Origin of the sequence: Bradyrhizobium ontarionense, assembly GCF_021088345.1 — a bacterium.
Classification (GTDB): Bacteria; Pseudomonadota; Alphaproteobacteria; order Rhizobiales; family Xanthobacteraceae; genus Bradyrhizobium; species Bradyrhizobium ontarionense.
On the sequence record NZ_CP088156.1, the window covers coordinates 4,405,339 to 4,427,409 of the forward strand.

The 22,071-nt window shown below is 63.3% G+C and carries 25 protein-coding genes; 5 read left to right on the plus strand and 20 right to left on the minus strand.

Translation table 11 applies throughout. The features are described from left to right. Positions 1-128 precede the first annotated feature (128 nt). The gene (locus tag LQG66_RS19550; protein WP_231317321.1) at positions 129-569 is read right to left on the minus strand and encodes a hypothetical protein; all 441 of its coding nucleotides are present in this window, start codon (positions 567-569) and stop codon (positions 129-131) included. A gap of 574 nt (positions 570-1,143) precedes the next feature. Next, complete coding sequence (locus LQG66_RS19555) at positions 1,144-1,947, minus strand: response regulator (protein WP_231317322.1); 804 nt, start codon at positions 1,945-1,947, stop codon at positions 1,144-1,146. A 196-nt stretch (positions 1,948-2,143) separates the two neighbouring features. Here LQG66_RS19555 and LQG66_RS19560 point away from each other — a divergent pair, with 196 nt between their 5' ends. Beyond that, positions 2,144-2,380 carry a NepR family anti-sigma factor gene (locus LQG66_RS19560; protein WP_231317323.1) on the plus strand — a complete coding sequence of 79 codons (237 nt, stop codon included), beginning with the start codon at positions 2,144-2,146 and terminating at the stop codon, positions 2,378-2,380. Further along, positions 2,381-2,929 carry a sigma-70 family RNA polymerase sigma factor gene (locus LQG66_RS19565; protein WP_006612137.1) on the plus strand — a complete coding sequence of 183 codons (549 nt, stop codon included), beginning with the start codon at positions 2,381-2,383 and terminating at the stop codon, positions 2,927-2,929. Between the two features lie 138 nt (positions 2,930-3,067). Here the strand turns inward: LQG66_RS19565 and LQG66_RS19570 are convergent, their stop codons facing one another. From LQG66_RS19570 to urtA, 16 genes are all read right to left on the minus strand, one after another. Beyond that, a complete protein-coding gene (locus LQG66_RS19570) occupies positions 3,068-4,726 on the minus strand; it encodes a CHASE domain-containing protein (protein WP_231317324.1) in 1,659 nt (552 codons plus the stop codon). 303 nt (positions 4,727-5,029) lie between these two features. Next, positions 5,030-5,653 (minus strand): urease accessory protein UreG, encoded by a 624-nt coding sequence (ureG, locus tag LQG66_RS19575; RefSeq protein WP_231317325.1) that lies wholly within the window; start codon positions 5,651-5,653, stop codon positions 5,030-5,032. 160 nt (positions 5,654-5,813) lie between these two features. After that, entirely contained in the window at positions 5,814-6,533 is a 720-nt protein-coding gene (locus LQG66_RS19580) for an urease accessory protein UreF (protein WP_231327859.1), read from the minus strand. Continuing rightward, complete coding sequence (locus tag LQG66_RS19585) at positions 6,520-7,161, minus strand: urease accessory protein UreE (protein WP_231317326.1); 642 nt, start codon at positions 7,159-7,161, stop codon at positions 6,520-6,522. The genes LQG66_RS19580 and LQG66_RS19585 overlap by 14 nt, the downstream gene beginning before the upstream one ends. A 27-nt stretch (positions 7,162-7,188) precedes the next feature. Next, entirely contained in the window at positions 7,189-7,488 is a 300-nt protein-coding gene (locus LQG66_RS19590; RefSeq protein WP_231317327.1) for a putative quinol monooxygenase, read from the minus strand. A 46-nt stretch (positions 7,489-7,534) separates the two neighbouring features. Beyond that, positions 7,535-9,250, minus strand: coding sequence for an urease subunit alpha (gene ureC / locus LQG66_RS19595; protein WP_231317328.1), 1,716 nt, complete (start codon positions 9,248-9,250; stop codon positions 7,535-7,537). 41 nt (positions 9,251-9,291) lie between these two features. Continuing rightward, positions 9,292-9,762: a hypothetical protein gene (locus LQG66_RS19600; protein ID WP_231317329.1), complete on the minus strand. Its 471-nt coding sequence runs from the start codon at positions 9,760-9,762 to the stop codon at positions 9,292-9,294. A 56-nt stretch (positions 9,763-9,818) separates the two neighbouring features. After that, entirely contained in the window at positions 9,819-10,358 is a 540-nt protein-coding gene (locus tag LQG66_RS19605; protein WP_231317330.1) for an HD domain-containing protein, read from the minus strand. A gap of 4 nt (positions 10,359-10,362) precedes the next feature. Then, on the minus strand, positions 10,363-10,668 hold the full coding sequence (locus LQG66_RS19610; RefSeq protein WP_231327860.1) for an urease subunit beta: 306 nt from the start codon (positions 10,666-10,668) through the stop codon (positions 10,363-10,365). 124 nt (positions 10,669-10,792) lie between these two features. Then, positions 10,793-11,095, minus strand: coding sequence for an urease subunit gamma (locus tag LQG66_RS19615; RefSeq protein WP_231317331.1), 303 nt, complete (start codon positions 11,093-11,095; stop codon positions 10,793-10,795). 49 nt (positions 11,096-11,144) lie between these two features. Further along, positions 11,145-11,981, minus strand: a complete 837-nt coding sequence (locus LQG66_RS19620; protein WP_231317332.1) for an urease accessory protein UreD — start codon at positions 11,979-11,981, stop codon at positions 11,145-11,147. Positions 11,982-12,039: 58 nt separating this feature from the next. After that, positions 12,040-12,735 (minus strand): urea ABC transporter ATP-binding subunit UrtE, encoded by a 696-nt coding sequence (gene urtE / locus LQG66_RS19625; RefSeq protein WP_231317333.1) that lies wholly within the window; start codon positions 12,733-12,735, stop codon positions 12,040-12,042. 112 nt (positions 12,736-12,847) lie between these two features. Then, entirely contained in the window at positions 12,848-13,609 is a 762-nt protein-coding gene (gene urtD, locus LQG66_RS19630; RefSeq protein ID WP_231317334.1) for an urea ABC transporter ATP-binding protein UrtD, read from the minus strand. A gap of 4 nt (positions 13,610-13,613) precedes the next feature. Then, positions 13,614-14,777, minus strand: a complete 1,164-nt coding sequence (gene urtC / locus LQG66_RS19635) for an urea ABC transporter permease subunit UrtC (RefSeq protein ID WP_231317335.1) — start codon at positions 14,775-14,777, stop codon at positions 13,614-13,616. Continuing rightward, on the minus strand, positions 14,774-16,387 hold the full coding sequence (urtB, locus tag LQG66_RS19640; RefSeq protein WP_231317336.1) for an urea ABC transporter permease subunit UrtB: 1,614 nt from the start codon (positions 16,385-16,387) through the stop codon (positions 14,774-14,776). Before urtB ends, urtC begins: the two co-directional genes overlap by 4 nt. Before the next feature lie 78 nt (positions 16,388-16,465). Then, complete coding sequence (urtA, locus tag LQG66_RS19645) at positions 16,466-17,788, minus strand: urea ABC transporter substrate-binding protein (protein WP_231317337.1); 1,323 nt, start codon at positions 17,786-17,788, stop codon at positions 16,466-16,468. Positions 17,789-18,298: 510 nt separating this feature from the next. On the opposite strand from urtA, the gene LQG66_RS19650 reads away from it, so the two are divergent. From LQG66_RS19650 to LQG66_RS19660, 3 genes are all read left to right on the plus strand, one after another. Continuing rightward, complete coding sequence (locus tag LQG66_RS19650; protein WP_231327861.1) at positions 18,299-19,711, plus strand: DEAD/DEAH box helicase; 1,413 nt, start codon at positions 18,299-18,301, stop codon at positions 19,709-19,711. 24 nt (positions 19,712-19,735) lie between these two features. Next, positions 19,736-20,026 (plus strand): translation initiation factor IF-1, encoded by a 291-nt coding sequence (gene infA, locus LQG66_RS19655; RefSeq protein ID WP_015669645.1) that lies wholly within the window; start codon positions 19,736-19,738, stop codon positions 20,024-20,026. A 290-nt stretch (positions 20,027-20,316) separates the two neighbouring features. Then, positions 20,317-20,529 carry a cold-shock protein gene (locus LQG66_RS19660; protein ID WP_006612155.1) on the plus strand — a complete coding sequence of 71 codons (213 nt, stop codon included), beginning with the start codon at positions 20,317-20,319 and terminating at the stop codon, positions 20,527-20,529. 149 nt (positions 20,530-20,678) lie between these two features. On the opposite strand, the gene LQG66_RS19665 is transcribed toward LQG66_RS19660, so the two are convergent. After that, positions 20,679-21,263 (minus strand): TadE/TadG family type IV pilus assembly protein, encoded by a 585-nt coding sequence (locus tag LQG66_RS19665; RefSeq protein ID WP_231317338.1) that lies wholly within the window; start codon positions 21,261-21,263, stop codon positions 20,679-20,681. A gap of 18 nt (positions 21,264-21,281) precedes the next feature. Beyond that, entirely contained in the window at positions 21,282-21,827 is a 546-nt protein-coding gene (locus LQG66_RS19670) for a TadE/TadG family type IV pilus assembly protein (RefSeq protein WP_231317339.1), read from the minus strand. Positions 21,828-22,071: the final 244 nt, after the last annotated feature.

The following is a 22,071-nucleotide window of genomic DNA, read 5'->3' on the forward strand; positions in this document are numbered from 1 at the left end:
CAGCGGACCGAATAAATTCCGGTCTTGAGCTGCCTCCAGCCGCCCAACCGCGACGCCCGAGACAATGGAACGCCCCAACCGCGGTTGCTCCCTCTCTCGGCGGATGCCCGATCGAAGCCGCTGCCGCTTCAGGTGATGCAGCGACCAGGCTGCAGCCGCTTTGCGATCTCCGTCAGGACGGACACTGAAGGCTCGCACGCGATCGACCGCTTCGCCTCGCGCCGCTCGCTGTCCGTACTGATGATTTTCGATCCCTGCGGCGACTCGGCCTGTCCCGCTCGCGGTCCTGGACTCGCGACGGGCAGCCGGAGCAGGAACGAGGTCTCCGCGAACGCGGCCAGCCTGATCGACACGGTTCGCGTCGCCATGGCTTCAGCCACGGAACCCGCCCGGTCGGACTTGCCAGCCCGGTTTACGTTGGTCGAGGCATCGGAGAGAAGGCCACGGTCGGCCTGAGGCGTCGGCAGCTCCGAGGCAAGATCATGCCCTGACGCCAACTGCACTGCTCCCGCCAGCATAGCCGACGCTGCGAGCGTACCTAAAGTCACGATCTTCCTGGTCCGCGACATATCTCTCATCCCCTCGCCCGCACGTGTTCGCCAGTTCAACGTTAGTCGCCGGAACTGAGTTCGCGGATGGGGGAATCACTTAACCGTGTGTGAAGACTCCTGAGTTTCTTCGAAAAAATTTCGCTCGCCAGGGAACGACTCGTTGAGCCGCGCGTCATCACGGCAGCCGGTTATTCCCCCTGCCCCATTGACCGGCGACGCGGGGCACCGCCGTGGTGATGCCGGCGGTGCCCCGCATCCTTTTCTGCTCCAGGGTGCCAACGCAGTTGAGATCCAGCCGCTCGGCATCGTGTGTTTGCCGGAGCAGCCGATGAACGGCCTGCGCTTCTGGACGGGCGGCGTCGAGAATTCCACGGCTCGAAGATCGATCCCACCGAACGGTGCTGCGCAGAAAGCGCGGCTCGATGGTGTGTTGCCGCGGTGGCTGAACGCCACTCGTGCTTCGCTACCGACGTTGCGGAGGATGAGGATACCGCGGCACGTCAGCTCGGCTGCGCTGCTGACAACCAGTCCAAACCAAATCGGCGCGCTCCGTGGGAACGCGCCGAAAATATCTAACTGTTAAAAAGCGTTTTCAGGCCGCCGGCTTGGGCATCCGGTTGCGCGAATTGCGCTGGAAGAACAGGGCTTGGCTGACGACGGCTGAAACCATCGCCGGCTGGAATGGCTTTGAGATCAGGAATGCCGGCTCCGGCCGCTCACCGGTCAGGAACCTCTCCGGATAGGCCGTGATAAACACGACTGGAACCTCAAATGTCCGCAGCAGCTCGTTGACGGCGTCGAGACCTGACGAGCCATCGGCAAGCTGAATGTCGGCCAGGATCAGGCCAGGCTTCTTGTTTTTCGCAAGCGCGACCGCATCTGCGTGCGTGCGCGCGACGCCGATGACGTTGTGGCCGAGATTCTTGACGAGGCTTTCGAGGTCCATGGCGATGAATGTCTCGTCCTCGATGATCAGCACATCGGTGGCGATCTCGGCCGCGAGCTCCCGGCCAGCGGCATCTGCCAGACGGCGGGTTTCCGCGACATCGACGTCGAGAACGAAGGCGACTTCCTCCTCGGGAAAGCCCTCGAGGGACAACAGCAGGAACGCCTGGCGAGGCAGCGGAGTGATGTTGGAGAGGCGCCGCTCCGGCGGCATTGGAAGGGTCGTCACCTCGGCGTCATCATTGAGCGCCACCGAGTTCCAGATCTGCGTAAATAGCCGGAACAGGCCTGCCCGCGCTCCATAGCGCTCGTCCAGCACGGATGGATCCTGGATCAGAGCCTCCAGCATGGCGCCCACATAAGCGTCACCCGAACCCTGGCTGCCGGTGAGGGCTCGCGCATACCGGCGCAACAGCGGCAAATGTTCAGCAACTAGCTGTGATCGGCTCATCCCCACTCCATTAGGTATTCTGGGCTTCCGCCCGGGTTCCATGATGGGCTGATTACGCCCGAAACGGAGAAAAGTTCCCCAAATGCGTGGAACTTTTCTGGCCCGGTCGCATTAGTTCCCCATCAGACCCCCTTGGTGGCGAGGATAATTCTTGAAGCTTCAGGGACTTAACTCTCGGGGAAACGTGGAAAAGGTCATGAAAGATGTAAAGTCTCAAGCCAGCAAGAATGCGGCACCGCGCAAGCCCGGCGGACTGAACGCGGAAATCCAATCGAGAATTGGTCATCAACTCCGCGCGATGTACGACGACGTCGTTCGTCAGGGGGTTCCCGACCGGTTTGCCGACCTCGTCCGCAAGCTTGACGGGCCGGCGGCACAGTCCCACGTGGAAAACGGCGGGGGATCCAACGACCAAACCGACGGGAGGGAGTGAATGCCTCTCACTGATTCTTTGCGGGACGACATCCTTGCGGCCGTCCCAAGTCTTCGCGCATTTGCGATTTCCTTGAGTGGCAATAGCGATCGTGCCGATGATCTCGTGCAGGAAACGCTGCTTCGGGCGTTGGCGAATATCGACTCGTTTCAGCCGGGCTCCAATTTGCCAGCTTGGCTGTTCACGATCCTGCGCAACCTGTTCCGCTCAGACTACCGCAAACGGCGGCGAGAGGTGGAGGACGCGGAGGGCAACTATGCCAAGACGCTCAAGACGCATCCCTCACAGGGAGCTCATCTCGAGTTCGAGGAGTTCCGCGCGGCCCTGGAGAAACTGCCTCAGGATCAGCGCGAAGCGCTCATCCTGGTCGGTGCGTCCGGGTTCTCTTACGAAGATGCGGCCGCTATCTGCGGCTGTGCCGTGGGCACCATCAAGAGCCGCGTCAACCGCGCGCGATCGAAACTGGCAGCCCTGCTCTACGTCGAAGGCGCTGAGGACTTCGGCCCGGATGAAACCGTGCGTGCCGTAATCGGTGGCAGCGGCGGCTAATCTGCGCCCGGTCGGCGTTTCACCAGTGCCAGAGAGGCGACCTCCAGCGGAGGCCGCCTCTCTGTGTTGTCACGAGCTCGGGCATACCTTCGGCGCTGCCCGCGATACCGGTCGCTCCGGATTGACCGACAGCGTCGGCTAGCGCGGCGGCTTCACCGGCGCCGAGAGCTGCTCGGTACGATCGCGCTCGGTCATGTCGATGACTGTCTCCATCGGCGCGGTCAGCTCGTACACATAGCTGGCCTCGGTGAAATAGCGCTTGGACGTGCCCCCCAGGGCCTCCGGAGCGACCCGATCGAGCAGGATCAGGCCGAAATCGCTGTCCGGCCTCCGCGTCGCCTCGCTGGTATTGAGCTCCTCCCAGCGAAATTGAAAGACGGCGGCTGAATCGTCACCGGCGACCTCCCATTTCGCCGTGATGTGCGGGTGCTTTCCCACCAGGGAAAGCCCCTCGTCGGAGTGCGAGGCGAGCTCGAAGAACAACAAGGAAAGGCTCTGCGCTGCGCGGGCGCTCACGGTGATATCAGGCCCGCTGACCGCGATCCGCTCGGCATGAGGAATGGCGCGGGCTTCGAACAGACCGCGCAGCTGAACGCCCTGCCATTGGCTCTCGCTCAGCAGCGTGACGACGTTCGACATCGCGTGGATACGCCCGATCAGGAGCTCGCGGGCGACATCGATATCGCTGCCGTGGCGCAGCGTGCGCGTCACGATCGACTGGATCACCGCGAGGATGTTCTTGACCCGGTGGTTCAACTCGTCGATGACCGCCGTCAAGCGACGCTCGAAGCCGATCCGCACCTGGATCTCTCGACTCAGCCGCAGATTGTTGTACGCGACAAAGCCAAACAGTCCGCAGATGATCCCGGTGAGCGCAAGCCCGATCACGCCAACGATCGCCGCAGTCTGCTGCGCCCGCCGGACCGCGTTGCTCTTGGCGTAATAGATCAGCGACCAGTCATGATTCCCGAACGACACGGTGCGGGTCGACGAGGGCGCCGGATCGTCCGGCCCGCGGGTCCTGCCGGTCACCGCACCCTGATCGTTGGCAACCAGCTCATCGGAGGCGTTGCGGGGGTCCTTCAACGCGACTGAGAACAGCGAGAGATCGTCATTGGTCAGCAGCAGAGGGCCGATCTCGTACGAGAACGTCACAAAGCCTGCTGGTCCCGTCGCCCCCTGCGGGACCACAGGGGCCGCCAGAACGATCCCGATCGGACCGTCGGCCCGCAACAGGGGCGTGGGATCGGATGCGACAGGCTTGCCCTCCGCCATGGCACGCGCCAGCATCGGCCCGATGATCGGCTGCCGGTCGAGCACCGCGCCCGGAAACTTGGAAGTCTCGGCATTGCGGGGCTCGAGATCCATCAACACGTCGAGCGGGCCACTGGCCATGCCCTTGTCCAGCGGCGTGTCGTCGTAATTGCGGATGGTCGGGTTCGAAAAGCCGGCTTGCCGCAGCTCGGCCTGGGCGACGGAAAGCTCATCCGACTTGAGACGTGCAATCCAGGACGCCACCACGAAATCAGTCTTGAAGGCATAGATCGAGGACCGCAGCGGCTCCAGCATGTTCGCCTTGATCACCGAGGGCGCCCTGAACAGCCCCGAGGCGACCCGGGCCAGCAACTCCCGCTCGGTCAGCCGATCCTGGACAAGGCTTGCATGCACGTCGATGGCGCGCGCGAGCGCAATACGATCGATTGCCAATTCCTGGTCGTGTACGCGGTAGGCAGCCAAGCCGGACAGCACCGTTCCAACCAGCGCGATCACGATGATGATGACACCCAGCCGGAGCACTCGTTCACTCTAGGATCAAGGGTTGGCGGAGGAAAAAGCGAGTCATCCAAAAACCGGGCCTGCTACTCAATGAACGCCGCGAGGCGGGCAGAAATGATCGGACGATCAACGGAAACGATGACAAGACATACTGGCCCTTTACCAACCGTCAACGCGCCTCAGGCCGGGACGCACCCCAGCCACGGAAAACCGCTGGAAGCTCAAGTTGTTCCGATCCGGTGCGGCTTTTTTGCGTCTGATAGGCTTGCCGATATCGTCTGCCTTGATGAGCGAGGAGTACCGGATCAATGCGCCGCGCCAGGCTCAGGCTGACGTTTTGAGCCCACCCTTGGTCTCGATGAAACCGATGATCCGGTCGAGCCCCTGGCTCTTTTTCAGATTCGTCATGACGAAGGGGCGTTCACCGCGCATGCGTTTGGCGTCGACCTCCATTTTCTCGAGAGAGGCGCCCACATGCGGCGCGAGGTCGATCTTGTTGATCACCAGCAGGTCGGAGCGGGTGATGCCGGGGCCGCCCTTGGAGGGGATCTTGTCGCCGGCAGCAACATCGATCACATAGATCGTGATGTCGGCCAGTTCCGGCGAAAAAGTCGCGGCGAGATTGTCGCCACCGGATTCGATCAGGACCAGATCGAGGCCAGGGAACTTCGCCCGCATGTCGGCCACGGCGGCGAGATTCATCGATGCATCCTCGCGGATCGCCGTGTGTGGGCAGCCTCCGGTCTCCACTCCCGCGATGCGATCCGGCGTCAGAGAGCCGGAGCGGACGAGGAACTCGGCGTCCCATTTGGTGTAGATGTCGTTGGTGATCGCGGCGATGTCGTAGCGTTCCCGCATCGACTTGCACAGGAGATCCATCAACGCAGTCTTGCCGGATCCGACCGGACCGCCGACTCCGACGCGAAGCGGACCGTGAGACGATGCCATGATCAAAACCCCCTCTGTCGTCCCTGAAGAAGCAGGGATCGAAAACCATCGATACCGATGATCGCGCTGCGCTGCAGCTCCATCCATGCACAATCATGAACGGCCATATCATGGACGGCCATGGGTACCGACGCCGGCCCGGACCGCCCGCGAGACTGCATCACGACCGGAACAGCCTCGTATATTGCGCCTCATGACACAGGCTCGACAGATCGGCCCGGAAGGTCGCACCGCCGATGTCGTCGAGCGAGGCGACCAGAGCGCGCTCTGCCGTGGCCGCGACGACCGGCTCGAGCGCCGCGAGCACACGCTGGCTGTCGGTCTGTCCCAGCGGGATCAGCCGGCTGCCTGCGGAAATCCAGTTCGACGTCAGGGCATGCAGGAAGCCGTGCAGCAGCGGAGCGGGCGGCACGGAGTGAAGCGCTCCGACCAGCCCGACCGCGACCGGGTAGACGATCGTCTCACAGTTCGCGACGGCCTCGCCGAGGCCCGCACAGTTCCAGGCTGAGCGTGCGATCTCGATGAAGGCGCGCCCCTGGGCTGTGGTCTCGAGCTGACGCTCGCGTGACGGGACGAAAGCGGCGGCAAGCTCGGCAATCTCGCGCAAGGCGGCCAGATCGCCCAGCCCTGCGGCACGATGAGACTGCGCCACGAACACGCCGTCGCAGAATCCGGAGCCGTGGGTGAGCATCGCGGCCAGCCAGGCGCGGAACGAGGCGGCGTCGCTGACGTCGCCCGCCTCCACGGCCCACTCGATGCCACTGGAATAAGAGAAGGCCCCGACCGGAAATGACGGGGATAGCCAAGTCATCAGCCGATACAGCGCGGCGGCCTCCGCGCCCATCGTGTCCTCTTGGCGCCCGAGCTCACTTGTGGTCATCAGCATGGGAATGATCGTGATGCACGTGCCCGCAATGCTCGTCGTGCTCATGATGGTGATCATCATGGTGCGGGTGGCCGTGGTCATGATGATCATGACCGTGATGATCGTGGGCGTTATGATCATGGCCGTGGTGATCATGGCCATGATGAGCGTGGTCATGATCGGCATGATCATGATGCGCATTGTCGTGGCTGGGCTCCGCATAGGCGCCGCCTTCGGGATCGAACGGCGCCTCGATCTCGATGACGCGAGCGCCGAGGCCCTTGACCATCGCCTCGATCACATGGTCGCGGCGGATGCGCAGGCTCTTCGCCATGATCTGGGTCGGCAGATGCCTGTTGCCGAGATGCCAGGCGAGCCGCACCAGATGGTGCGGGTCGACGGCGCGGATCTCGAGCAGCGGCTCGGCGGCGGCCACGACCTCGATCAGCCGGCCGTCCTCCAGCACCAGGGCATCGCCACCGCGCAAGGCAGTGGCATGCTCGAGGTCGAGCAGGAACGCGAGCCCCCGGGTGCCGGTCATGGCCAGCCGGCGCCGGTGCCGATCGTCGAAGTCGAGCAGGACGGAATCGGCGGCGGCCTCTTTCCAACGATGCTGCCCGAGCACACGCGTAGCGCGGATCATGCTGAAACCCTCATTCTCTCATTCCGCTCAGCGGACATCGACCTTCTCAGGCGTAATGATCTCGATTCTGGGCGGCGCCGACATGCATTTGACGGCGACACGCCCGAACGTCTTCATGTGCTCGGTCGCACGATGCGGCACCAGTGCCTCGGCGTTCTCCCACTGCTCGACGAACACCATCCTGCTCGGATCGGTGACGCTCTCGTGCAAATCATAGGCGATATTGCCGGGTTCCTGGCGGGTCCCCGCGATGCAGGCGGTGGCGGCGGCGATGAATTCGGCGCGCGTTTCGGGCTTCACGGTCAGCGTGGCAACGACATAGATCACGAACAAGTCCTCCCGGTACTTTTTTGGTCTGATACCGGGAAGGAGCTTAGAACATGAAATAGCGCTGCGCCATGGGCAGCACCTCGGCCGGCTCGCATGTCAGAAGCTCGCCGTCGGCCCGCACCTCGTAGGTTTCCGGATCGACCTCGATGTCAGGCGTCGCGTCGTTGTGGATCATGCTCTTCTTCGAGATGCGGCCGCGGGTGTTCTGCACCGCGTAGAGCTTCTTGGAGAGGCCGAGCTTGCGGGCGAGGCCACCGGTAACCGCCGCCTTGGAGGTGAAGATCACCGAGGAGGCGGTCAGCGACTTGCCGAAGGCGCCGAACATCGGCTGGTAGTGCACCGGCTGCGGCGTCGGAATCGAGGCGTTCGGGTCGCCCATCGGCGCCGCCACGATGGTGCCGCCCTTGATGACGCAATCCGGCTTGACGCCGAAGAAGGCGGGCGACCACAGCACGAGATCGGCGAGCTTGCCCTTCTCGACCGAGCCGATCAGCTTCGATACGCCATGGGCGATGGCCGGGTTGATGGTGTACTTGGCGATGTAGCGCTTGACGCGGAAATTGTCGTTGTCCTTGCCCTTGTCCTGCGGCAGCGCGCCGCGCTGCTTCTTCATCTTGTCGGCGGTCTGCCAGGTCCGGATGATGACCTCGCCGAGCCGGCCCATCGCCTGCGAGTCCGACGACATCATCGAGAGCGCGCCGAGATCGTGCAGGATGTCCTCCGCCGCGATCGTCTCCTTGCGGATGCGGCTTTCGGCAAAGGCGAGGTCTTCTGCGATCGACGGATCGAGATGGTGGCACACCATCAGCATGTCCAGATGCTCGTCGATGGTGTTGCGGGTGAAGGGGCGCGTCGGATTGGTCGAGGACGGCAGCACGTTCTTCAGGCCGGCGACCTTGATGATGTCGGGGGCGTGGCCACCGCCCGCCCCCTCGGTATGGAAGGCGTGGATGGTGCGGCCCTTGAAGGCCTTGATGGTGTCCTCGACGAAGCCGGATTCGTTCAACGTGTCGGAGTGCAGCATCACCTGCACGTCGTAGTCGTCGGCAACCGAGAGACAATTGTCGATCGCGGCCGGCGTCGTGCCCCAGTCCTCATGCAGCTTCAACGCGCAGGCGCCGGCCTTGACCATCTCGACCAGCGCGGCCGGGCGCGACGCATTGCCCTTGCCGGAAATGCCGAGGTTCACTGGAAAGGCATCGAACGACTGCATCATCCGCCCGATGTGCCACGGGCCCGGCGTGCAGGTGGTGGCGAAGGTGCCGTGCGAGGGGCCGGTGCCGCCGCCGAGCAGCGACGTGACGCCGGACATCAGGGCGTGCTCGATCTGCTGCGGACAGATGAAATGGATGTGGCTGTCGAAGCCGCCGGCGGTGAGGATCTTGCCTTCGCCTGCGATTACGTCGGTGCCCGGGCCGATCACGATGGTCACGCCGGGCTGGATATCGGGATTGCCGGCCTTGCCGATGGCGCTGATCATGCCTTCCTTGATCGCGACGTCGGCCTTCACGACACCCCAATGGTCGACGATCAGCGCATTGGTGATGACCGTATCGGCGGCGCCCTGCTTGTTGGTCGCCTGCGACTGGCCCATGCCGTCACGAATGACCTTGCCGCCGCCGAACTTCACCTCCTCGCCATAAATGGTGAAGTCCTTCTCGACCTCGATGATGAGATCGGTGTCGGCCAGCCGGACCTTGTCGCCGGTGGTCGGGCCGAACATGTCGGCATAGACGGAACGCTTGATCTTGACGGACATGTCCTGCTCCCACTCTCAAATCGCCTGCGGCTCAGTCGCGCTCACTTGCGCGGTGGCAGCCGACACAATTCCTGAAATCTGGCGACGTTCTTCAGGCCGACATCGAACTTGCTCTTCAGGGCGGCGTCTCCAACCTTGAATTCGAAAGTCCCCGTGCGCTTGAGCTCCTCGAATGCAGGTCCCGTGACGGATAACACAAAGCGATATCGCCATCCGCTGACATAGCTGAAATCAACATCGACTGTGGAGACCGTGTTATCTTCGGGTACCATGGTGATGCCCGGCTCCTTGTCGTTCAGAATGATCGAACCTATGGCGCGGCGAACGCTATCATTCGTGTCGCCGCTCGCAGTCGCATAACCCAATGCCTTCTTGCATTCGAAGGACGGCGAGCCGATGTTGTCCGTCGCGTCATCAGCCGCGATGACAAGTAGCGCGCTGTCTGCATCTTCGATGACGCGCCATCGCACCTCATCTTCTGCGGCCTCGGCATGTGTCGCCGTAAACAGCATCGTAGCGGCGAGGAAAAAGCGTGAGAGAAATCTCGCTGCTCCAGCGCACATGGTGCTCACAACGTAGCCTTCGCCTGCGCCACGGCCTCGTCGAACAGCGCATCCAGGCGCGCGTTCACGCCGCGGCAGCCGGCCACGACCTGCTCGGCCCAGCCGAGATAGTCGATCAGCTCGAGCTGCTGTTCGAAGCCCGGCTCGAAGAAGATGCGGGCGCGGATGTTGCTGATCTTGTCAGCGATCTTGATCTGCTTGGCACCGCCAGATTTTCCCGGCGCCTCGTCGACCTGAATCCTGCGCCGCTCGGCCTTGGGCAGGATCATGTCGTCGGTGACCTCCTCGACCAGGTCGGCCACACGCGAGCCAAAGCGCTGCGCCAGCTCGTCATGGGTGGTGTCGGTGTCCTCGATCGTATCGTGCAGCCAGGCTGCCGCGATCAGCTCGGCATCCTCGCCATTGCAGGCCACCGACAGGAGGTTCGCGACCTCGGCGAGATGATTGACGTAAGGCTCCTCGTCGTGGCCCTTACGCTGCTGGCCGGCATGACGGCGCGCCGCCAGCTCGGCGGCTTCGGAGACGAGGCGCAATCCGGTCAGCATCGGCTTACAACTTGCCCATCACGTCGCCGCGGAAGCCATAGACCGTGCGCTTGCCGGCGAGCGCCACCAGCTGCACGTCGCGGGTCTGGCCTGGCTCGAAGCGCACCGCCGTGCCGGCCGCGATGTCGAGGCGCATGCCGCGCGCTTTCTTGCGGTCGAACTTCAGCGCCGGATTGCTCTCGAAGAAGTGGTAGTGCGAGCCGACCTGGATCGGGCGGTCGCCGGTATTGGCGACGGTCAAGGTCACGGTCTTGCGGCCGGCATTGAGCTCGATCTCGCCGTCCTGGATGAAGAGTTCGCCGGGGATCATTTCATCTCTCTCCGTCATTCCGGGGTGGTCCGCAGGACCGAATCCAGAATCTCAAAAGCAATTGCAGACAATCTCTAGATTCCGGGTTCGCCCTTCGGGCGCCCTGGAATGACATGACAGGACTTCAGCGGATCGGCTCGTGCACCGTAACCAGCTTGGTGCCGTCCGGAAACGTCGCCTCGACCTGGATGTCGTGGATCATCTCGGGAATCCCAGGCATCACCTGGTCGCGGGTCAGGACCTGGGCGCCGGCCTGCATCAAATCGGCCACGGTGCGGCCGTCGCGCGCGCCTTCCAGGATGAAATCGGAAATGATGGCGATCGCCTCGGGATGGTTCAGCTTGACGCCGCGCTCGAGCCTGCGGCGCGCCACGATGGCCGCCATCGAGATCAAGAGCTTGTCCTTTTCGCGGGGAGACAGGTTCATGCGGAAAATCTCTGGTGATCGTCTTCTGGTGATCGACTTTGGTAAACGTCTAGTTGAGCCACAGCCGCGGCAGCGGCGCACTCGAAGCACAGCCGAGCACCGCCATCATGTCGGCGCGCAGGCTTGCGGCATCTTGGGCACAGAAGCGCGCCATTGCAAATCCATTCCAGGCGGACAGCCCGGCCTCTCCCCGGAAGGCTGGCAGGCTCTCCCTGATGCGCTCGACCAGCGCGGCATCGCCTGGCACGATCAGCGCGGTGCCGATCGCCGCGCCCCCCTTGGCGATAGCGGCTTGCGCCAGCCTGTCGCCGATATCGCCGTCGAGGCGGACCGTCTCGGCGAACACGAGCCTGCCGCCGCGCCGGACCCGCCAACGATCGACGAATTCGCCCTCAAGCATGCGCTCACCCATCGCGGTCCGTCCGAACACGACGATCTCGCACAGCAGCAGCGAGGCGGTGGCGGCGAGGTCGATGTCGATCCGGCGATGGATGCGGGCGCGGTCGAACAGGATGGTCTCCTGCGGCAGCCAGGAGATGTGCGCGCCCGCATGGGCGGTCAGCGCGATATCGAGCTCTGCGGGCTTTCCAGCGGCGCGATAGACCTTTTCGGCCGCAGCGCTCGACAAGGTGACGCGGCTGCCCTCGCCGGCCACGACCTCGATCGCAAAGCGGTCGCCACCGGCGATTCCGCCTGCCGTGTTGACGAACATCGCCGAGAGACCATCGTCTTCGGGTGAGGGAAAGCGGACCCGCAGCGAGCCGGACTCATGCAGATGATGGCGCCGCGTCACACCGTCCTGCAGCCGCACGTCGAAGCGCACCGCGCCGCGGGCGCGGTTGGCCTCGAAAATGTCGGCAGCAATGCTGGCGGGATCGGCCCGCATCGATCCCCTCCCCTGGGACCAGACGCGGGCGTGACCGCGTCGGGAAGCTACGTCGTTGTCACAGCGCCATCTGGCGGCTGATCTCGGCCGGATCGAGATTGGCGCGGGTGCAGGTGAACTTCACCGCGCCGCGATCCATGACCGCGAAGTTGTCGCCGAGTTCGCAGGCAAAGTCGAGATACTGCTCGACCAGCACGATCGCGATGTTGCCGAGATTGCGCAGATAGGAGATGGCCCGGCCGATGTCCTTGATGATCGAGGGCTGGATGCCCTCGGTCGGCTCGTCCAGCAGCAGGAGCTTCGGCCGCATCACCATCGCCCGGCCGATCGCGAGCTGCTGCTGCTGGCCGCCGGAGAGGTCGCCGCCGCGCCGGCCGAGCATCGACTGCAGCACCGGAAACAGCGAGAACACGTCGTCCGGGATGCTGCGGTCGCTGCGCTTCAGCGGGCCGAAGCCGGTCTTGAGGTTCTCCTCGACCGTCAGCAGCGGAAAGATCTCACGGCCCTGCGGCACGAAACCGATGCCCTTCCGCGCCCGCTCATACGGCTTCAGATGGGTGATGTCGGCGCCATCGAAGGTGATGGTGCCGGAGGCCAGCGGATATTGCCCGACCAACGCCCGCAGCAGCGAGGTCTTGCCGACGCCATTGCGGCCAAGCACGCAGGTGACCTTGCCGGGCTCAGCCGCGATTGAGACGCCGCGCAAGGCCTGGGCCGCGCCGTAATAGAGGTTGATGTTTTCGACATTGAGCATCAACGACCTCCGCCCGCTGAGGGGCGAATGGCGAATAGCGAATAGCGAATAGAATGAACTTCCTGCGTCATTGTCCCCTTGCCCTATTCGCTACTCGCCACTCGCAGTTCGCCTATCTGCCCAGATACACTTCGATCACCCGCTCGTTCGACGACACCTGATCGATGGTGCCCTCGGCGAGCACCGTGCCCTCATGCAGGCAGGTGACCTTGACGCCGAGTTCGCGAACGAAGGTCATGTCGTGCTCGACGACCATGACGGTGTGATCCTTGTTGATTGCCTTCAGCAGCTCGGCGGTCTGATGCGTCTCGACGTCGGTCATGCCGGCGACCGGCTCGTCGACAAGCAAGAGCTTCGGATCCTGCGCCAGCAGCATGCCGATCTCGAGCCACTGCTTCTGGCCGTGCGACAGGCTGCCGGCGAGCTTGCGCCGGACATCCTTGAGCCGGACGGTTTCCAGCACCTTGTCGATCTGCTCGGCCTCGACCTTCGATCCGCGCCAGAACAGCGTGCCCTTGACGCTGTGGTCCACGTTGAGGGCGAGCAGCAGGTTGTCCTCCACCGACTGGCTCTCGAACACGGTCGGCTTCTGAAACTTGCGTCCGATGCCGAGCTCTGCGATGCGCGTCTCATCCAGGCGGGTCAGGTCGGTCTTGCCGTCGAACATGACCGTACCCTCGTCGGGCTTGGTCTTGCCGGTGATGATATCCATCATCGTCGTCTTGCCGGCCCCGTTCGGACCGATGATGGCGCGCATCTCTCCGGGCTCGAGCGCCAGCGAGAGATTGTTGATGGCGTGGAAGCCGTCGAACGAGACGTGCACGCCGTCGAGGTAGAGCAGCGCGGACGTCGCCCTGTTGTCCATCACGTTCATGCGCTCACTCCGCCATCTTGGGTTCGGTGACGCCGTCCTCGCGGGCGGCGCTTTCGGCGTTCGGCGTCTTGGTGTTGAGCTGCTCCCACCAGGAATTGAAGGTGCCGATGATGCCCTTCGGCAGCAGCAGGGTCACGAGCACGAACAGCGCGCCAAGCATGAACAGCCAGTACGGCGCGAGCATGCCCGAGGTGAAGAAGGTCTTGGCGTAGTTGACGACGACAGCGCCGAGCGCGGCACCGACCAGAGTGCCACGCCCGCCGACCGCGACCCAGATCACCGCCTCGATCGAGTTGCCGGGCGCGAACTCGGATGGATTGATGATACCCACCTGCGGCACGTAGAGCGCCCCGGCGACACCCGCCATGCAGGCAGAAAGCGTGAACACGAACAGCTTGTAGGATTCGACGCGATAGCCGAGGAAGCGTGTGCGCGACTCGGCATCCCGGATCGCGATCAGCACCTTCCCGAGCTTCGAGGAGACCACGGCCCGGCAGATCACGAACGCCATGATCAGAGCGAGGCAGCTCAGCGCGAACAAAGCGGCGCGGGTGCCCTCTACCTGCACGTTGAAGCCCAGGATGTCCTTGAAGTCGGTCAGGCCGTTGTTGCCGCCGAAGCCGAAATCGTTGCGGAAGAAGGCGAGCAGCAGGGCGTAGGTCATCGCCTGGGTGATGATCGACAGGTAGACGCCGGTCACGCGCGAGCGGAAGGCGAGCCAGCCGAAGCAGAAGGCGAGCAGGCCGGGCACCACGAGCACCATCAGCGCGGCGAACCAGAACATGTCGAAGCCGTACCAGTACCAGGGCAGCTTGGAATAGTTCAGGAACACCATGAAGTCCGGCAGGACCGGATTGCCGTAGACGCCGCGGGGGCCGATCTGGCGCATCAGATACATGCCCATCGCGTATCCGCCGAGCGCGAAGAACGCGCCGTGGCCGAGCGAGAGGATGCCGCAATAGCCCCAGATCAGATCGATCGAGAGCGCCAGGATCGCGTAGCAGACATACTTGCCCCACAGCGCGACCAGATAGGTCGGCACCTGCAGCAACGAGCCGGCCGGCAGCAGCAGATTGGACAGTGGGATCAGGATGCCGCAGGCGGCGACCACTAGCACGAAAATGGTGGCCGCGCGATCGAGCGACCGGGTGAGCATATGCGGCATCATGCTTCCACCGCCCGGCCCTTGAGCGCGAACAGGCCGCGCGGGCGCTTCTGAATGAACAGGATGATCAGCACCAGGATCGCGATCTTGCCGAGCACGGCGCCGGCGACCGGCTCCAGGAACTTGTTGGCGATGCCGAGCGTGAAGGCGCCGACCAGCGTGCCCCAGAGATTGCCGACGCCGCCGAACACCACGACCATGAAGGAGTCGATGATGTAGCTCTGGCCGAGATTGGGACTGACATTGTCGATCTGCGACAGCGCCACGCCGGCGATGCCGGCAATGCCCGACCCCAGACCGAAGGTCAGCGCATCGACGCGCGAAGTCGCGATGCCCATCGACGCTGCCATGCGCCGGTTCTGCGTCACCGCGCGCATTTCAAGGCCGAGCGCGGTGTAGCGCAGCATCGCGAGCAGGATCGCGAACACGGCCATCGTGAAGCAGAGGATCCAGAGCCGGTTATAGGTGATGGTGATCTGACCGAGCTCGAAGGCGCCGCTCATCCATGAGGGGTTGCCGACCTCGCGGTTGGTCGGTCCGAAGGCGGTGCGCACCACCTGCTGCAGGATCAGCGACAGGCCCCAGGTCGCCAGCAAGGTCTCCAGCGGACGGCCATAGAGAAAGCGGATGATGCTGCGCTCGATCACGACCCCGATCGCCCCAGCCACCAGGAAGGCCAGCGGCACGGCAATCAGGAGAGAATAGTCGAACAAGGCGGGATAGCGGGTGCGGATGACCTCCTGCACCACGAAGGTGGTATAGGCACCGAGCATCACCATCTCGCCATGGGCCATGTTGATGACCCCCATCACGCCGAAGGTGATGGCGAGGCCGATCGCGGCCAGCAGCAGCACCGAGCCGAGCGACAGCCCGTACCAGGCGTTCTGCACGCTCGACCAGATCGCCAGCGAGCTCTGGATCGAGGCAATCGCGCCGGCGGCCGCCTTGGCGACGCTCGCGGGCTGATCGCCACTGCTGATCTCGGTCAACAGCGCCAGCGCCTCCTGGTCGCTACGCGCCCTGATGGTCGCGACCGCATCGAGCTTGTCGACCTCGCTGGCGTCGGACTTGAAGAGGATGATCGCGGCGCGGGCATCGGTCAGCGCCTGCTTGGCCGCGCGGTTGGTTTCCTTGGCGAGCGCCGCTTCAACGGTCGGCAGCGTCGCCTCGTCATGCGACTTGAACACCGATCGCGCAGCGGTCAGGCGCGTCGAAGGATCGGGTGAAAGCAGCGTCAGGCCGCCCAGCGCGGCGTCGACGGTACGGCGCAGCCGGTTGTTGAGGCTGACCGCCGCGGCAGTGTCGGGCAGCTTGTCGACGGCCGCGCCCGTGGCCGCGTCGATGATCTTGCCGTCGGCCTGCTTGACGAAGACTTTCTTGCTCTCGGCATCGAACATCAGCCGCTCGTCCTGCAGCGCGCTGATGATCGCAAAGGCCAAGGGGTTGCCCGAGCTCGCGATCTCGCCGACCGCGTCGTCAGTATCGGAGAAGTCGTCGGTGGCGAACTTGGCAACCGACTCTTCGAAGCTGGCTGCGAAGGCCGGAACGGCTGCGGCGATCAGGGCAATCGAAAGAAAGAGGCGACGAAGGACGGCGAAAACATTGGCAGGCACTGGACAACCCCGGCAGGAGGTTAAGAGAGAAGGCGGCGTCATCGCCGCCTTCCCCAATCATGTTGCAGCCGTGTCAGCTCAGGTGCCCGAGCCCAGGCACTTGTTGGTCTTGACGTTGTAGTTGCCGCACTTCTTGCCGACCCAGTCGCCGATCAGGTCCTTGGAGCCTTCCAACTCCTTCGACCAGGCGTCGCCGGGGACCAGATCCTTGGTCTTGTAGACCACGCTGAACTGGCCATCACCCTTGATCTCGCCGATGAACACCGGCTTGGTGATGTGATGGTTCGGCAGCATCTTCGACACGCCGCCGGTCAGGTTCGGCGCCTCGGTGCCGGGGAGAGCGTCGATGACCTTGTCAGCATCGGTCGACTTCACCTTCTCGACCGCCTTCACCCACATGTTGAAGCCGATGACGTGGGCTTCCATCGGGTCGTTGGTGGTGCGCTTCGGGTTCTTGGTGTAGGCCTGCCACTCCTTGATGAACTTCTCGTTGGCCGGGGTCTTGATCGACTCGAAGTAGTTCCAGGCGGCGAGATGGCCAACCAGCGGCTTGGTGTCGATGCCGGCGAGCTCTTCCTCACCCACCGAGAACGCGACCACCGGGATGTCCTTGGCCTTGATGCCCTGGTTGCCGAGCTCCTTGTAGAACGGAACGTTGGCGTCGCCATTGATGGTGGAGACCACGGCGGTCTTCTTGCCGGCGGAGCCGAACTTCTTGATGTCGGCCACGATCGTCTGCCAGTCGGAGTGACCGAACGGCGTGTAGTTGATCATGATGTCGTCCTGAGCCACGCCCTTCGACTTCAGGTAGGCTTCCAGGATCTTGTTGGTGGTGCGCGGATAGACGTAGTCGGTGCCGGCCAGCACCCAGCGCTTCACCTTCTCTTCCTTCATCAGGTAATCGACCGCGGGGATCGCCTGCTGGTTCGGCGCCGCACCGGTGTAGAACACGTTGCGCTCGCTCTCCTCACCCTCGTACTGAACCGGGTAGAACAGGATGCTGTTCAGCTCCTTGAACACCGGCAACACCGACTTGCGCGACACCGAGGTCCAGCAGCCGAACACGACCGCGACCTTGTTCTTGGTGATCAGCTCGCGCGCCTTCTCGGCGAACAGCGGCCAGTTCGAAGCAGGGTCGACCACGACGGCCTCGAGCTTCTTGCCGAGCACGCCGCCCTTCTTGTTCTGCTCGTCGATGAGGAACAGGATCGTATCCTTCAGCGTCGTTTCGCTGATGGCCATGGTGCCGGAAAGCGAATGAAGAACGCCGATCTTGATGGTGTCGTCGGCAGCCATGGCCGGGCCAAAGCCAGCAACGCCAAGCGCCAGGCCGGCAGCAGCAGCCAGCCAGCGACGGCGGCTGAACGGCGCCGTTAATTCCTGAGTGAGTCGAGTAAGCATGAGGTAATATCTCCCTGACGCAGACGTGCTTCGCAGCCAAGGCGGCCGGCGGCCGTCTGCGGCGTCAGAATCGCAAGAAGCATGCCATGCCCCTCACCTCACCCAACAGATTGAAAACAAAAGAAAACTTTGGTTCGTCGCGACGGAAGGTCGCATCTGATTGGCGCAAAACTGGGCGAGACCGCTGACCAATTCACCGGCAAACCGCCTTCGATTTATGCACTTTGTTTTGAATGACTAAAATTAAAGCAGCAGAGTACCGCTTTCAGCGCCGCTCGGTTGCGCACCGGCCTTGAAAGTGCCGTCAATCTGTTCCATATATCAGATAGATCGAGGCGAATCGGCCGGATCTTTGCAAGCCGCGTGTTCTTTAGCTCGCTCAGAGCTTCTGGCTTCGCATTCTCACCAATCCAATCTAGGCGCTCCCAACACGCGGGTGTCTCAATCACCCGCCCGCATCCGGCTTGCAAGCCGGCTCGGGCCTTATCCTCTTATGGAAAGCCCAAGCTTTTGACATCCTTCCAGGATTTTAGCCTCGCCGACGCGCTGACGCGCGCGCTGAAGGAAGAGAACTACCACACCCCCACCCCGATCCAGGTACAGACGATTCCTTTGGCCCTCGAAGGCCGCGACGTGATCGGCATTGCCCAGACAGGAACCGGCAAGACCGCCTCGTTCGCGCTTCCGATCCTGCATCGCCTGCTCGAGAACCGGATCAAGCCGCAGCCGAAGACGGCCCGCGTGCTGGTGCTGAGCCCGACCCGCGAACTGTCCGGCCAGATCCTCGACAGCTTCAACACCTATGGCCGCCACATCCGCCTGAGTTCTGCGCTTGCCATCGGCGGCGTGCCCATGGGACGCCAGGTGCGCGCGGTCATGCCGGGCGTCGAGGTGCTGGTCGCCACACCGGGCCGGCTGCTCGATATGGTCCAGGGCAACGCCGTCAAGCTGTCCCAGGTCGAGTTCCTGGTGCTCGATGAAGCCGACCGCATGCTCGACATGGGCTTCATCAACGACATCCGGAAGATCGTAGCCAAGCTGCCGATCAAGCGGCAGACGCTGTTCTTCTCGGCGACCATGCCCAAGGACATCGCCGAACTCGCCGATGCCATGCTGCGCAACCCGGCGCGCGTCGCGGTGACCCCCGTCTCCTCGACGGTCGAGCGCATCACGCAGCGCGTGATCCAGGTCGACCACTCCGCCAAGCCGAACCTCCTGGCGCAGCTGCTCAAGGAGGAGCCGGTCAATCGTGCGCTGGTGTTCACGCGCACCAAGCACGGCGCCGACAAGGTGGTGAAGGGCCTCGAAAGGGCCGGCATCCCCGCCCAGGCGATTCACGGCAACAAATCGCAGAACCATCGGGAACGCGTGCTGGCGGCCTTCCGCTCCGGCGAAATCCGCACGCTGGTGGCAACCGATATTGCCGCACGCGGCATCGACGTCGACGGCGTCAGCCATGTCGTGAACTTCGATCTGCCGAACGTCCCCGAAACATACGTCCACCGCATCGGCCGCACTGCGCGCGCCGGGGCCGACGGGGTCGCGATCTCGCTGGTGGCGGGAGCGGACGAGTTGTCCTACCTCCGCGACATCGAGCGGCTGATCAAGACCACGCTGCCGCGCGAAGATCGTCGTATTCCGGGCCACCGCGAGGCCGCGCCTCCGGCCGCCAAGCCGCCTCACCGCGGCGGCCGTCCTGGGATGCAGAATGCGCGGACCAACGATAGCGGCAACGCCGCAAAAGGCCCTCGCCGTCGTCGCGGGTCCAATGCTAAGGTGGCGTCTCTGCCAAGCAATCGTCAGGAGCCCAACCGGCCGTCGCAAGGCGGCGGCAAGGCGGGGTCGATTCAGGGCGTCGCTTTCCTGCATCGCGAGGGCAGACCCAAAACCCACGCTCACAACCGCAATCAACGGCCGAACTAGTCGTCTATCGATCTGGAGAGACACATGGCTAAGGAAGAGCTGATCCAGTTCGAAGGGCTGGTCACCGAAATCCTTCCCGACGCTCGCTACCGGGTGCAACTGGACGCGGGACACGAAATCGTCGCCTACACCGCAGGCAAGATGAAAAAGAATCGCATCAAGACCCTCGCGGGAGACCGCGTGACCGTCGAGATGTCGCCCTACGATCTCGAAAAGGGCCGGCTGATCTTCCGCCACAAGGACGAGCGCCCGAGCTCGGCGGGCGGTCCTCCGCGCGGTGCAGCGCAGCGTGGCGGGCAGTTCCGCCGTCGTTGAGCGCCGCAGGCGGAACATTGTTTCGCCTGGTCGCGACCTGATCATCTCTTGCGCAATCAGCGCGCCGGCGACGAGCCGGCGCGTCAAAAAATTCGTGCGGCCTCACGCAGCTCAGGATTGTTTTGCGTGGCCATTTCCAATAATATATCCCGCAATCGATTTTCGGCCGGACGAGATTAGCTATTACCGGTACAGCCGGTTCAGACGCTGACGACCCTTCCAAAAATTCGATCTAACCAACCCAGGATCCTGGGTTACGACATTTGATATCTGAGAAGGGAACTACCCCCGTGAGCATGGGAACCGTGAAGTGGTTTAACGCAACCAAGGGCTATGGCTTCATTCAGCCGGATGACGGCGGCAACGACGTGTTCGTGCACATCAGCGCCGTCGAGCGCGCTGGCCTCGGCACGCTGCGCGAAGGCCAGAAGATCTCCTACGAGATCGTGGCGGATCGCCGTTCGGGCAAGTCCTCGGCCGACAATCTCCGCGCCGCCAATTGAGCGGCGCCCCGGCGATCGCTCGATCGCCCGCGAACGACACGAAAGGCCGCCTCGCGCGGCCTTTTTCATTTCTGGCGGGTGTTCTGATCAGCGCCGTTCGAGGCGCGCCCCAGACCGGCGCAGACCGGCGCAGGCGCCGATCTGCGAAGTCAGCAGGATGTCGCGGGGCTCAAGTAGACGCAGGTCGACTGCCGCGGCCGGGTGTAGGCGACATCGCTGAGATTGATGCCGGTCTTGCCCATCACGTAACCGACCGTCGGAACGTACTGATAGCTCACTTCGCTGAAGATCAGATAGGTGCCACTGACCAGCAGGTCGGCGGGTATGCCGACCTGCGTCCCCGTAGTTCGCTGTGCCGAGCCGCTGCTCCACTTGACGGTCGCCTTCATCGTGCTCGGATCGACATAGAGCTCGGAAATGGTCGCATTCACCGGCGTCGTCGAATAGGGATACATGATGCCGGTCGAAGCGGCGAAGAAATTCGAGAAGTCGCTGCTGCTGACCGAGGTCGACTGCGAGGTCAGGTCGGACAGGGTTCGCGCCATCAGCGTGACCTTGCGATCGACGGCGATCCCCGAGCAGAACTCGACCGTGCCGAAGAACATCACCAGCATCAACGGCACGATGAATGCGAACTCCGTCGCGGCGACGCCGCGGCAGTCGGCAACGAAAGCCGCGATGCGGCGCCGCAGGCTGAAGCTCAAAGACCTACCGGGTATTCTTCCGCGAAGCATGATGGATCCCTGGCCCCCTTATGAGTAAGGCTCGTTCTTGAAGGCGGCCGTGCCAACCAGCAGCCGCTTGCTGCCGGACAGATTGGCGATGTTGTAGCCCAGCCCGGTCACGAAGATCGGCCACTGATAGAACAGCCTGACCACCACGATGTCTCCGGCGGCGCCGGGACTGTAGGTCATGTTGTTGACGAAGTTTCCGGTGTTGTCGATCTGGCTGCTGATCGAGACGCTCGAGAACGAGGAATAGCTCTTCACGTCGATGTAGATCTTGCTGCAGTCGAACAGCGCCGGAACCTGAGTACAGACGTAGCTCGCGAACTGCGACTGCGTATAGGAGCCCTGCTGCGCCTGGCCGGTCAGGATCATACGCGCCGAATCCTGGGTGATCGTCTCGAGCACCTGGCCCGCGAAGAACATCAAGGCCGTTTCGATGATCGCGAACAGGAGCGCAAAGAAGACCGGGGCGACCAGGGCAAATTCGACGACGGCCGACGCCCGGCGGTTGCGCCGGAAGCGTCGCAACAGCATGCGGATCGAAGCGGTCGAGGATACGGGGGCTTGCATTGGCTCATCCGGATTGGAAAGGCACATCAACCTGAGTGAAAGAATTAGCGGAAACTTCTTGGGAAAGAGTTTCCTACAATCCAAACCAAACGGCCGGACGTAGCAACGTTTTGCTAACCAGGCTCGAAAGTCTGCTGCAGGCGCGGTCGAGTCGACTGAGCGTGCCTGCCTGCGCGGCTGTCCACGGCACGATGCTCAGACCGCGCGCGCCTCGTGCGCGCGCCGTGACCGGCAGCCAGATCAA